Annotated in this window: 12 protein-coding genes; 4 read left to right on the top strand and 8 right to left on the bottom strand. The window is 67.9% G+C overall.

Translation table 11 applies throughout. The features are described 5' to 3' along the window. Positions 1 to 6: 6 nt before the first annotated feature. Positions 7 to 960: an alpha/beta hydrolase gene (locus AB0I19_RS14975; RefSeq protein ID WP_067637642.1), complete on the top strand. Its 954-nt coding sequence runs from the start codon at positions 7 to 9 to the stop codon at positions 958 to 960. Positions 961 to 1,052: 92 nt separating this feature from the next. Then, positions 1,053 to 2,846 (top strand): long-chain fatty acid--CoA ligase, encoded by a 1,794-nt coding sequence (locus tag AB0I19_RS14980; RefSeq protein ID WP_067491253.1) that lies wholly within the window; start codon positions 1,053 to 1,055, stop codon positions 2,844 to 2,846. 64 nt (positions 2,847 to 2,910) lie between these two features. Here the strand turns inward: AB0I19_RS14980 and AB0I19_RS14985 are convergent, their stop codons facing one another. From AB0I19_RS14985 to AB0I19_RS14995, 3 genes are all read right to left on the bottom strand, one after another. Continuing rightward, positions 2,911 to 3,594: a cutinase family protein gene (locus tag AB0I19_RS14985; RefSeq protein WP_357148813.1), complete on the bottom strand. Its 684-nt coding sequence runs from the start codon at positions 3,592 to 3,594 to the stop codon at positions 2,911 to 2,913. A gap of 139 nt (positions 3,595 to 3,733) precedes the next feature. Further along, on the bottom strand, positions 3,734 to 4,288 hold the full coding sequence (locus AB0I19_RS14990; RefSeq protein WP_357148816.1) for a DoxX family protein: 555 nt from the start codon (positions 4,286 to 4,288) through the stop codon (positions 3,734 to 3,736). 87 nt (positions 4,289 to 4,375) lie between these two features. Further along, complete coding sequence (locus AB0I19_RS14995; protein ID WP_357148819.1) at positions 4,376 to 5,842, bottom strand: DHA2 family efflux MFS transporter permease subunit; 1,467 nt, start codon at positions 5,840 to 5,842, stop codon at positions 4,376 to 4,378. 181 nt (positions 5,843 to 6,023) lie between these two features. Between AB0I19_RS14995 and AB0I19_RS15000 the strand changes: the two genes are divergently transcribed. After that, positions 6,024 to 6,710, top strand: a complete 687-nt coding sequence (locus tag AB0I19_RS15000) for a DUF4328 domain-containing protein (protein ID WP_357148821.1) — start codon at positions 6,024 to 6,026, stop codon at positions 6,708 to 6,710. An 11-nt stretch (positions 6,711 to 6,721) separates the two neighbouring features. On the opposite strand, the gene AB0I19_RS15005 is transcribed toward AB0I19_RS15000, so the two are convergent. The 3 genes from AB0I19_RS15005 to AB0I19_RS15015 all read right to left on the bottom strand — a co-directional run bounded on the left by AB0I19_RS15005 (position 6,722) and on the right by AB0I19_RS15015 (position 9,942). Continuing rightward, positions 6,722 to 7,309, bottom strand: a complete 588-nt coding sequence (locus tag AB0I19_RS15005; protein ID WP_357148824.1) for a hypothetical protein — start codon at positions 7,307 to 7,309, stop codon at positions 6,722 to 6,724. A gap of 123 nt (positions 7,310 to 7,432) precedes the next feature. Next, positions 7,433 to 8,995 (bottom strand): carboxyl transferase domain-containing protein, encoded by a 1,563-nt coding sequence (locus AB0I19_RS15010; protein WP_357148825.1) that lies wholly within the window; start codon positions 8,993 to 8,995, stop codon positions 7,433 to 7,435. Positions 8,996 to 9,084: 89 nt separating this feature from the next. Further along, entirely contained in the window at positions 9,085 to 9,942 is an 858-nt protein-coding gene (locus AB0I19_RS15015; RefSeq protein WP_357148828.1) for a glycine betaine ABC transporter substrate-binding protein, read from the bottom strand. A gap of 193 nt (positions 9,943 to 10,135) precedes the next feature. Here AB0I19_RS15015 and AB0I19_RS15020 point away from each other — a divergent pair, with 193 nt between their 5' ends. Continuing rightward, positions 10,136 to 11,056: an ABC transporter substrate-binding protein gene (locus AB0I19_RS15020; protein ID WP_357148830.1), complete on the top strand. Its 921-nt coding sequence runs from the start codon at positions 10,136 to 10,138 to the stop codon at positions 11,054 to 11,056. 5 nt (positions 11,057 to 11,061) lie between these two features. Here the strand turns inward: AB0I19_RS15020 and AB0I19_RS15025 are convergent, their stop codons facing one another. Continuing rightward, the gene (locus tag AB0I19_RS15025; RefSeq protein WP_067637662.1) at positions 11,062 to 11,271 is read right to left on the bottom strand and encodes a hypothetical protein; all 210 of its coding nucleotides are present in this window, start codon (positions 11,269 to 11,271) and stop codon (positions 11,062 to 11,064) included. A gap of 85 nt (positions 11,272 to 11,356) precedes the next feature. After that, complete coding sequence (locus tag AB0I19_RS15030) at positions 11,357 to 12,505, bottom strand: NADP-dependent malic enzyme (protein WP_157104828.1); 1,149 nt, start codon at positions 12,503 to 12,505, stop codon at positions 11,357 to 11,359. Positions 12,506 to 12,613 lie beyond the last annotated feature (108 nt).

Here is a 12,613-nt window from a genome sequence, read left to right on the forward strand (position 1 = left end):
AACGCCATGCGCGAGTTCAAGATTCCGCTGCCGGTGGTTCGCGCGCTGCTCGATCCGGTCTTCCGGGTGACGCTGCACGCGCGACTGCCCGTCGCCGTGCAGCGCACCCTGCTCGACGTGTCCTCCCGGCTGCAGTTCATGCCCGACGGCGCCGTCGTGCAGCAATTGCAGCTGGGTGGGCGCCCGGCCGAGCGGGTGATCGCCGAGATCGCGATCCCGGGTTCGCGTACCCGGGCCGTCCCGCCGGAGCGCGCGGCGGGCGCGATCCTGTACCTGCACGGCGGCGGTTACGTGGTCGGTTCGCTGGCCACCCACCGTTCCCTGGTCGCCAGGCTGGCGCTGGAGAGTTGCTGTGCGGTGTACTCGCTGGACTACCGGCTGGCGCCGGAGCACCCCTTCCCGGCCGGCCTCGACGACGCCGAGGCCGCGTTCCTCGATCTGGTGAACAATGTCGGCTACCAACCGGATCAGATCTGTCTGGCCGGCGATTCGGCGGGCGGTGGACTCGCGCTCGCACTGGCCCAGCGGCTGATCGAACGCCACAAGATGACCCCGGCCGCGCTCGGGCTCATCGCACCGTGGGTCGACCCGACCGACCCGCCGACCCGCGACCGTGACCTGGTGATCAACCGGGCGTGGTCGCGCCTGTGCGCCGCGCACTACCTGGGCGACGGCGACGCCACCACAGCGGGTTACGCCCCGCTGTCGGGCAATCTGATCGGCCTGCCACCCACCTATGTGCAGGTCGATGTGAGCGAACTTCTGCACGACCAGTGCCGCACGCTCGTCTCGGCCCTGCGTGGTGCGGGCGTGCACGTCCGTTTCACCGAAACCCGCGGCCTTTGGCACGTCGCACAACTGCAGGCCGCGCTGGTCGCCGAGGCCGCGCTCGCGCTGCGCGAACTCGCGGACTTCCTGCGGGAAGCAATCCAGCCCGTATCGATAGACGACTTACGATAAAGCCAGGTGACGGGCATTTCGGGCGGCGATATCGCAACCGGGCCGAACGTGTCGTAGATTACTGGCGAGTAGAACCCACTGGAAGGGCACTGATGCGAGAGTTCGAAGTTCCGGCTTCCTACACCATCCCGGACGATGCGAACAATTCCGACAACGTCTTCCGCTTCGGCGAGGAGACGCCGAACGCGGTGTTGTTCAACGTTCCGAACGGCAGCGGCGGCTGGAATGACGTCACGGCGGCACAATTCGCGAAAGCCGTCACCGGCGTCGCCAAGGGCCTGATCGCCTCCGGCGTCGAACTGGGCGACCGGGTCGCGATCATGGCGGCCACGCGATACGAGTGGACGCTGCTCGACTTCGCGATCTGGGCCGCCGGTGGCGTGACCGTCGCGATCTACGACAGCTCGGCCGCCGAGCAGGCCAAGTGGATCCTGCAGGATTCCGAGACCAAGCTGCTGGTCGTCGAGAACGACAAGCACAAGGCGACCATCGACGAGATCGACGCCGCGTCGCTGCCCGCTCTCGCCGAGACCCTGCAGATCGACAAGGGCGCCGTCGACACCCTCACCGAGCGTGGTGCCGACCTCGACGACGCCGTGGTGCACGAGCGCCGCAAACAGGTCGGCGCGGCCTCGCCCGCCACCCTGATCTACACCTCGGGCACCACCGGCAAGCCCAAGGGCGTGCAGCTCACCCACGCCAACCTGTGGGCCGAGTCGCGCTCGGGTGGCATCGAGCTCAGCGCGTTCGTCGCCGAGGGTCAGAAGACCCTGCTGTTCCTGCCGCTGGCGCACGTGTTCGCCCGCGCGGTCGCGCTGATCGCCTTCGATTCCAAGGTGACCATCCGCCACTCCTCGGACTGGACGACCCTGGTCGAGCAGTTCGGTGAGTTCAAGCCGGACTTCATCCTCTCGGTGCCGCGCGTGTTCGAGAAGGTCTACAACTCGGCCAAGCAGAAGGCGCACGACGGCGGCAAGGGCAAGATCTTCGACGCCGCCGCCGAGACGGCCATCGCCTACAGCGAGGCGCTCGAGAAGGGCGGCCCCGACCTGCTGCTCAAGCTCAAGCACTTCGTCTTCGACAAGCTGGTCTACAGCAAGCTGCGCGCCGCCCTCGGTGGGCAGTGCCTGGCCGCCGTATCCGGTGGTGGCCCCCTGGGCGCTCGCCTCGGCCACTTCTTCCGTGGCGTCGGCGTCACCATCTACGAGGGCTACGGCCTGACCGAGACCACCGCCGCGTTCAGCGTGAACACCCCCACCCACATCCGGGTCGGTTCGGTGGGTCGCCCGATCCAGGGCCACGCCGCCAAGATCGCCGAGGACGGCGAACTGCTGCTCAAGGGTTCGGTCGTGTTCGCCGGTTACTGGAAGAACGACGAAGCCACCGCGGAAGCGTTCGAGGACGGCTGGTTCAAGACCGGCGACCTGGGTGCCATCGACGCCGACGGCTTCATCACCATCACCGGCCGCAAGAAGGAAATCCTGGTCACCGCGGGCGGCAAGAACGTCTCCCCCGCCGTGCTCGAGGACTCCCTGCGCGCGCACCCGCTGATCAGCCAGGTGATGGTCGTCGGTGACGGTCAGCCGTTCATCGGCGCCCTGATCACCCTCGATCCCGAGGCCCTGCCGGGCTGGAAGGACCGCAACGGTGTCGCCGCCGACACCGCGATCGAGAAGCTGATCGAGAACGAGGCGCTGGTCGCCGAGATCCAGGCCGCCGTCGACGAGACCAACAAGAAGGTCTCCAAGGCCGAGGCCATCAAGAAGATCCGTATCCTCCCGGTCGACTGGACCCAGGAGACGGGCGAGCTCACCCCGAAGATGTCGCTCAAGCGCGCCGTCGTCATGAAGCAGTACGCCGGCGAGGTCGACAAGATCTACAGCTGACGTAGCTGAACAGAAAAGGCCGGTTGCTTTGTGCAACCGGCCTTTTCGTTGTTCTCGGTACGTTTCAGAACCGCTGGGCCGCGAATTGGGCTGCGGTGACGGTCATTCCGTTGACGCTGTAGAGGGTGTGCAGGGCATTGGGGTAGGCGAGCGGGGAACCGTCGCAGATGTTGTCGCCGTCGATGCACAGGTCGATGGTCTTGTTCCGGTAGGACGCGCCGATCGACAGTGCGGGCGCGGCGGCGTCACGCAGGAACCGTTCGGAAGGCTTGCCGAACAGCACGACGGCCGCGACATGCTCGGCCACCTCGCCCCGCATCGGCTCGGGCAGGTACTGCTCGTATTCCGGCGGCACCCCCTCGGGCACACCGGCACCCGTCGCGAACCCGGCCAGCGCCGCACCCTGCGAATACCCGCCGAGCACGATCCGCGTGCCGGGACAATTCGCCGCGACGAACTCCACCCGCCGCTGCGCATCGTCGATCCCGCGCACCACCGACTGCGCGAACCCGAGCCGATCCGCGAAATCACTACTGGCCGGATAGTCGACCCCGTAAACCCCCACCGACCGCCCACCGGCATTCGCCCGTAGCGCCTCGACAAAGGACATCCCGGTCACCCCGACCACCCCACCCGGCTCCGCGGTCCCCCGCGCGAACACCACTTCCACATCGGAACACGGCGCCGCGTAAGCGGACTGGATGGGCGATACCACTGGAATCGCGGCTGCCAGGACCACTGCAGACACGAATCGACGAAGAGAACGTGCTGTCATGCCGCGCAGACTACCCATCCCCGGACCTGACCAGCCCCGTTCCACCCCGACGCGCCGACCGGAGGTCGAGAACGCGCGGGACGGAGCGGACGAGTCGGTGTAGCCGACGGATCTACTCGGTGATCCAGCCGAGGTCGATGGCGTTCTGGTGCATGAAGTCCTCGACGGCGGGCAGGGTCAGGAACGACACCGCGTAGAGGACGACGAGGAGGGCGGCCGCGATGGTCCATTCGCGGGTCGGCTGCTCGACGGGAGCGCCGGGGAGGCGACGGTCTGCGGGGCGCGTTCGCCAGGACACGACGGCAAGGATCGTGAGCGTCAGGGGGAAGCCCCAGGATTGGATGCCGTCGCCTTCGATCAGGTGCACGACGACCGCACCGGACCACAGGAAGAAAGCGCCCGCGTAGGCCCATTCCTTTGCTCGCGGAAAGCCGGGGGCGAGGATCACGACTGCGGCGCCTACCTGCCAGGCGCCGAGCAGGTAGGCGAGGGAATCCGGGTAGCCCAGGTGTGCCAGCTGGATGTCTATCCATTCGATGCGCAGCAGGTTCCATACCGAGCCCGCGACCAGTTCGAACGCGATGAGGAAAGTGGTCGCCGGGTACGCGAACGAACGGATCCGCTCGGAGCGGTCGGCCGTGTTCGGGTCGATTGTCAGCGTGGACATTTCAGTACTCCTCGGGACGTGGTGTCGGCTATCCCTCCTCGACACCGCCGGGTCCCGAAATGTGACTCGCTGTGCTCCACCTCACAGTCAGGAGCTCTGTGTGGCGACTTCCGGTTTCGCCGCCGCCGACTTCGCGTGGCCGACGAACAGAGCCGAGGCGAGCACGCCCACGAGCAGGATCGCGGCGGGCAGCAGCATGGACTGGGCAAGGGACGTACTGAATTCGTCGACGACGTGCGGTGGGAGGGGGCCGGTGCTCGCGCCCTCACCGATGGGGGCGTCGCCACTGAGGCCGTTGGCGCTGAGCCGGGCGGCGATGAGGGCGCCGATGGCGGCGCTGCCGAGGACCGAACCGACCTGGCGGGTGGTGTTGTAGACACCGGCGCCCGCACCGGCCTGGGTGACCGGCAGGTTGTGGGTGGCGGTCGAGGCGAGCGGAGCCCAGATGCAGGCGTTGGCCAGACCGGCGAGACCGCCCACGATCAGGAACGCCACGATCGACGAATCCGGCTTCATCAGCACGGCGAAACCGACGATGGAGGCGGCGAACAGTGAGAAGCCTGCGGTCGGGATCAGGCGCGGCGGTAATCGGTCGGCGAATTTACCGATGAACGGCGCCGCGATACCGGTGACGATCGCCATCGGCGCGAACATCAGTGCCGACGCGGTCGGCGACATTTCCCGCACGCCCTGCAGATAGAAATAGGCGGGCACCATCATGGATGTGACGGCGGCGCCCATCGCGGCGATCGCCAGATTCGACAGGGCGAAATTGCGATCGGCGAACAAACTCAACGGCACCAGCGGTTCGCCGGTATTGCGCGCCTGATTGACGACGAACAGCACCAGCATCACCACACCGAACGCGATCAACGCCCAGATCCACGGCGCCCAATCCTGCGCGTTGCCTTCCTGGATACCGAAAACCAGGGCGAGCATGCCGATGCCGCTGAGCAGCACACCGACGAAGTCGAACTTGTGCTTGCTGGTCGGCAAGGCAGGTACCAGCCACATCGCCAGGCCGAACGCGATGACACCCACCGGCAGGTTCACGAAGAAGATCCATTCCCAGCCGAGCCCGTCGACCAGGACACCACCGAGGATCGGCCCGATCAGAGTCGCCAGACCGGCCACCGCACCCCACAGGCCCATCGCCGCACCGCGCCGGTCCGGTGGGAAGGTCCGGGTGATCACCGCCATCGTCTGCGGTGTCATCAGCGCGGCACCGATCCCCTGGGCGGCGCGCGCCGCGATCAGCATCCCGATGCTGCCCGACAACCCGCACCACAGCGACGCACCGGTGAACACCGCCAACCCGATCAGGTAGATGTTCTTCGGCCCGAATCTGTCCCCTAATCGCCCGGTGACCAGCAGGGGCACCGCATACGTGAGCAGGTAGGCGCTGGTCACCCAGATGACATCGGTGATATCGGTGTGGAACGCGCTCATGATCGCCGGATTGGCGACGGCGACGATCGTCATGTCCAGCAGGATCATGAAGAACCCGACCACCAGCGCGAACAGCGCCAGCCATGGATTGCGTTCGGTGGTCATCGATACGTCCTATCGAGGGATTGATCGGGTGACGATCCGGCCGTTCATGATCGTCGCACTGCCGAGCCTAGGCCTGGGCACCGACACGATGCCCGGTGAGCATCGCCTGCGCCCTGGATAAGCCCTTCTGGCTGGTCGAGGCTGCGGTACCGTTGGGAAATCTCGACAGGGGGAGTGGAAAATGAGTCATCCCATAGCTTTTCGTGCCGTTCGTGGGCTAGGGGTAGCGGTGGTGGCGCTGATCGCCGTGATACTTGTGCTCGAAACGGCCGGGGTCGTGGTGCGCTGGCTCGGCTACCGCTCGGTCGCCGGACGCTACGAGGGCACCGTGAGCAGCGCCGAGTACAACGCGGCCCGCGACATCATGATGCCGCTCGAGGTCGGCATGTGGCTGCTGTCGGTGCTGTTGATGTTCGTCACCTGGATCATCCTGGTGGCGTGGATGCTGCGGGCCCGAAACAACGCCCAGATGGTCTCGCCCGCACAGCATCACCTCTCCGCACCATGGGCGTTCTGGGGCTGGGTGGTACCGGTCGTCTCGCTGTGGTTCCCACCCCTGTTCCTGCACGACATCGCGAAAGCATCGAACCCTCAGCAACGCGGCACGCCCCTCGTGCCCCTGTGGTGGATCACCTGGCTCGCCGCCTGGATCACCTTCTGGACCGGCTCCGTCCTGACAGCCGCCGGCATCTCCGAGGATCACGACACCATCCAAACCCTGCGCGACGCCGAGGTCGACTCCCTGTTCACTTTCAGCCTCCTACGGACGGTCGCCACCCTCCTCTTCATCACCGCAGGAATCCTACTGTCGACCACCGTCCTCAAAGTCACCCGCACCCAATCCTTCTGGTCCCCGACACGCCTTTAGATCGTCGAGCGTCATCTGCGCCAATGCAGAGTGGCTTCGGTGACGGTGGGGTGGTGGCCGGCGAATGGTGTGCCGGATTCCAGGCTGTCGGCGAGGGTGGTGAAGAGGTGGGTGAGGGACGGCCATGATTCGCCCTCCGAGGCGCCGGTGGCGGTGTATTCGCCGATGCAGCCGGAGTGGTCGCCGGGGCGGGTGTCGAGGAACAGGGTGGAGCCGTCGCGGTCGGCGAAGGGGATGAATTCGGGGAGGAACAGTTCGCTGGGTGAACCTGCGGGTTCGGCGCTGAGGGCTGCCGGGTCGTAAGCGGCGGCGTACTCGGGGATCCGGTTTCGCTGGTCGTCGATGATCTCCAGCCACAACGCCCAGACGCGGTGGGCGCCGGACAGGGTGAGCAGGTCGTGGTCGGGCAGCAGGCGGGGTGGGAAGTTGTCGACGTGGTTGAACAGGACGGCGAGGTCGGCGGGGATGCGTTCCCACCAGCCGTGCGAGACGTCGGCGGGATCGTCGTCGTCGGTCGCCACGGGGGCCAGTGTCGACTCCACCCAGTTCTGGACGCGGGTCAGCGGGGCGGTCAGGGCGCGGGCGGGCGAGTCGGTCATAGTCGCCGGTCCCGCCGGGAGTGGGTCGGGTTCGATGCGGCGGCTCTGATCGGCATCTTTCGAGTATGGCGTCCGAAGTGGGCCGAATCGTGTTACGCGCCGCGCGAACCGGCCCGCTGTGATCTAGATCGGCGAGATCGTCCGCCGCTTGCCCGGCACCCGGTCGGGACGACGGGGCTGGACGCGGCCGAGCGCCTCGAGCAGCAGCTCGCGCGTGCGCGACGGCAGGACCACGTCGTCGATACCGAACCCGTCGGCGGCCAGCAGCGGGTCGATATTGGCCTGGAAGAGCTTGATGAGCTGGGTGCGGCGCTCGGCGGGGTCGGGAGCGGATTCGTAGTCGGCGCGGAAAGCCACGTCGACGGCGCTGTCGATCGGGATGGCGCAGATCTCGGCTGTCGGCCAGGCCAGCGACAGATCCGCGTCGACACTTCGCCCGCCGCCCATCACGATGTAGGCGGCGCCGTAGGCCTTGCGGGTGACGATGACGAAGCGGGGCACCGTCGCGTTGGCGAGTTCGTAGCCAAGGCGCGCGCTGCGCCGGACCAGGCCGGTTTCCTCGGCGGCGGTACCGACCAGGAATCCGGGCAGGTCGATGAGGATCAGCAGCGGCAGGCCGAACGCGTCACAGACGGCCACGAAATGGGCGGCCTTCTCACACGCCGCGCTGTCGAGCGCACCCGCCAGGTGCAGCGGCTGGTTGGCCACCACACCGACCGGGCGGCCGCCGAGGCGCACGAACGCGGTCACCACATTCGGCGCGTTGGTGCGTTTGAGTTCGAAGAGCGTGTCGCGGTCGGCCAGGGCCTCGATCACCTCGCGCACGTCGTAGCCCGCACGCAACGAGGCGGGCACGAGTGCGTCGATCTCACCTGCTCGATCGCCGGGTTCGAAGGGAGCCGTGCCCAGCACGGGAGCGCCGTCGGCCGACGGCGGAAGGTAGGACAGGTAGAGCCGGATGGCGTCGATGGCCTCGTGCTCGTCGTCGGTGACCACGTCGACGACACCGCGTTCGGCCTGGATGTCGGCGCCGCCGATCTCGTCGTTGGTCAGGGTCTCCCCCGTCGCGGCCTGCACGAGCGGCGCCGACGACATCCCGATGGTGCCGATCCCCCGCACGATGGTGACGAAGTCACAGCAGGCGGCGAGGTTGGCGGGCGCGCCGAAACCGGGGCCCATCATGGCCGCCACGATCGGGACGTACCCCGACAGATCGGCCAGCCGCATCAGCAGCCGCGAGCCCGGCGCGGCCAGTCGCGAGTCGAGCGCCTCCTGCATGCGGTGCCCGCCGCCGTCCATCAGCATGACGAGCGGGATCTTGTCCAGCAGTGCGCGTTCCACGCAGCGGTCGAGTTTGGCCATGCCGGTGGCGCCGTTGCTGCCGCCGAGCACGGTGAAGTCGAACGCGGCCAGGGCGAGCGGGCGGCCGTCGACGTAGGCGATGCCGGTGACCACGCCGTCACCGGGCGCGACCAACGGCGCGGCACCGGCCTGGGCGGGTCCGGGCCCGGCGAGCGCGCCGAATTCGTAGAAGCCGCCGTTGGCGAGCCGCGCGACCCGTTCGCGCGCGGTCAGCTTGCCGCGGGCGTGCTGTTTGGCGACCTTGTCGGCGCGCGCCTCGTCGGTGACCGCGGCATAGGCCTCGCGCACCCGTTCGATCAGCGGGTCCACCTGGGGATCTGTCACGGCACACCTTTCACCCACGACGGCATCGCTCGTTGCCGCGTCGGTGACGACCCTAGCGTTTTTGGCTCAGTGCCAATAGTCGATCCGGCTCAGAGACCGTGCGCGTTCAACCATTCGCGCGCGGCGTCGGCGGGCGCTGTTCCACCCTCGACCCGTCCGAGCAACTCGACCAGACCCTCGGTGGTCAGCTCGCCCGCCACGTAATTGAGCTTCTTCAGCCGCGCACGGTCGAAGATGCCCGAGCGGAACAGCGCGAGAACGTTCTGCGCGCGCAGGTCGTAATTCTTGTCGTCGAGGACCACGAAATCCTCGGTCGCCGCGACCGGACCCGACAGCACGGCGACCTGAACGTCCCCGCGGCGCAAGGCTTCGAACAGTTGCGCCGAGGACGGATAACGCACCGTCGCGGCGAAGGAACAGCCCTCGATGCGTGGGGGTTCGGTGGGCGCGAGCCCGGGCACCTCGACGAAGCCCGCCGTGACATTCGCGCACGTCAACGCCTCGATGGTGCGCACGTTGTCGCGGGCGGCGGTCTCCTGGGTGACCAGCAATAGCGCGCGCAGGTCGGTGCCGTCGGCGGCGTCCGACAGCGACAGTCCCTGTGGCAGTGCCGCATTCACGGCCGCGCCGACGTCGTCGGGCTTGCGCGCCGACGACGACGGATTCCACCGATCGAGCAGGGCGCCGTTGCGCGCGGGCAGGACGGCGATCCGCCCGGCGTCCAGATCCGCCACGGGCGCGGCGGACTCGTCGGCGACGGCTGTTTCCATGCCCGTGCGAGCCAGGGCCTGGGCGTAGATCTCGGCGAGCACCCTCGCTTCGGCCGAACCGTCGGCGCCGACCGTCACCACCGGGCCCGGTTCGTCACCGGCACAGGACGCGAGGGCGAAAACGCAGGTGGCGGCCACCAACACGGCCGCGCTCCGCCGCAGGGCGCCCGAGATCATCCGCCGACACCAACTTCCTGTCTTTGCCGTCAACCCCCGCAATTCGCCGCGACGCGGGGCAATATGAACACCCAGAATGTACCTGCGGCGTCCGCGCCGCACGCACAGCGCACTGCCCGCCTTTGCCGGAAGGACTCCAGTGAGAACCTCTGCACACCGACAATGTCGACCGGCACACCGCATGGTGGTGCGGATGGGCCGGATTCTGGCCGCCGCGGTGGCACTGGCCGCCGCCATGGTGGTGGCATCGTGCGCCGACTCCGAGCAGCAGCTGGCCCACGGCGATTGCGCCAGCGACGAATTGATCATCGGCTCGGCCGATTTCCCCGAATCCGAGACCGTGGCGACCATCTACACCGAGGTGCTGCGAATCAACGGCTTCAAGGTGGCGACGAAATTCGATTTCGGAAATCGTGAGGCCTATCTGCCCGCCGTCCGCCGGTGCGTCATCTCCCTGGTCCCCGAATACACCGGAAACCTGCTGCGGTACTTGAACAAAGACGCGACCGCGACCACCCCCGCCGAGGTGGATACCGCGCTGAGCAGAGCGCTCGGCGAAGACCTCGCCATCGCCACCCCCGCCCCCGGCCAGAATTCCGACGCGGTCGTCGTCACCCGGGCGACCGCGCAGCGCTGGAACCTCACCACCATCGCCGACCTCGCACCGCATTCGGCCGAGACGACCTTTGCCGCCAAACCCGAATTCGCCGATCGCCCCGGCGGCCTACCCGGCTTACGCAAGAACTACGGCCTCGATATCAGCGCCCAGAATTTCGTCGCCATCGCCGACGAACCGGAGACCGTACGCGCCCTGACCGACGGCCGGGTCACCGCCGCCGATATCTACACGACCTCGCCGGCGATCATCCAGAACGACCTCGTGGTCCTCACCGATCCCAAGAACAATTTCGCCGCCCAGAATGTGGTGCCGCTCTTCCATGCCGCCAAGAAGACCGACAAAGCCGTCGCGGTCCTCGACGCCGTGTCGGCCGAACTCACCACCGCGGAACTGATTTCCCTCAACACCGCCGTCTCCGGCGTCGCCAAGATCGAACCCAAGGCCGCCGCCCTCGCCTGGCTCACCGCCCGCGGCCTCGACACCCCGATCGCCTAGTCCATTCAGTCGTCGCCGAGCAGCGCACGCAGATGCGGATCGTCGGCGAGCACATCCCGCATCCGCGCGCGTTCACGAGTCCGCTGGGCCTGGGCGTGAATCCAGTCCTGCACCGCCTGCACGACGGCCACGTTCACCGGGATGCCGTCGGCCTCGGCCGCGTCGGCCAGCTGGGCTTCGACCTCATCGGGGAGCTGCACGGTGATCGTCTTCATCACCTCATGATCCCACCGTGCACCGGTAGACGACGGCGGCCCCGCTCCTAAGGGAGCGGGGCCGCTGGCGGTTGTGCGTTGCCGATCAGGCGACACCCTCACGGCGCGCGGCCTCGGCCACCGCTTCGGCGACGGCGGGCGCCACGCGCGGGTCGAGCGGGCTCGGGATGATGCGGTCGACGGCCAGTTCGTCGGCGACGACGTTGAAGATGGCGTCGGCGGCGGCGACCTTCATGCCCTCGGTGATGCGGCGAGCGCCCGCGTCCAGTGCGCCCTTGAACACGCCGGGGAAGGCGAGGACGTTGTTGATCTGGTTCGGGAAGTCGCTGCGGCCGGTGGCCACGATGGCGGCGTACTTGGCGGCCACCTCGGGGTGGATCTCCGGGTCGGGGTTCGACATGGCGAACACGATCGACTCGGGGGCCATGGAGGCGATGAGCTCCTCGGGGATGGTGCCCGCGGACAGGCCGAGGAACACATCGGCGCCGGCCAGCGCGTCGGCGGCGCCACCGGTCAGGCCGCGGGGGTTGCTGCGGGCGGCCAGATCGGCCTTCACACCGTTGAGGCCGTCACGACCGATGCTCACGATGCCCTTGGAGTCGAGCACGACCACATCGGGAACGCCCGCGGCCAGCAGGATGTTGGCGCAGGCCACACCCGCGGCACCGGCACCGGAGACGACGACCTTGAGCGCCGACATGTCGCGGCCCTGCTGCGCGGCGGCACCCTTGAGCGCGGCGAGCACCACGATGGCGGTGCCGTGCTGGTCGTCGTGCATGACGGGGCAGTCGAGCGCCTCGATGACACGGCGCTCGATCTCGAAGCAGCGCGGCGCCGAGATGTCTTCCAGGTTCACCGCACCGAAGCTGGGGCGCAGGCGGATCAGGGTCTCGACGATCTCGTCGGGATCGGTGGTGTCGAGCACCAGCGGGATCGAGTTGAGGCCCGCGAACTTCTTGAACAGCGCGGCCTTGCCCTCCATCACGGGCAGCGAGGCGCGCGGGCCGATGTCGCCGAGGCCGAGCACGGCGGTGCCGTCGCTGACGACAACGACGAGGCGATCGGTCCAGGTGTAAGTCTTGGTGAGGGCGGGGTCCTCGGCGATCGCGCGGCTCACCTGGGCGACGCCCGGGGTGTAGGCGATCGACAGGTCGCGCTGGGTTTCGAGCGGCGCGCTGAGCTCGACCGACAGCTTGCCGCCGAGGTGACCGGCGAAGATCTCCTCATTGGTGATAGCAGCGAGGCTGGCTGCGTCATCGGCCTGGGGCGCCGCGGTGGCATTCGGTGCGTCAGTCACAGGTGACACGATTTCACTCCTGCTCGAGTCGGGCTCAACCGGGGG

It is taken from the genome of Nocardia sp. NPDC050413 (assembly GCF_040655475.1).
GTDB lineage: Bacteria > Actinomycetota > Actinomycetes > Mycobacteriales > Mycobacteriaceae > Nocardia > Nocardia coubleae.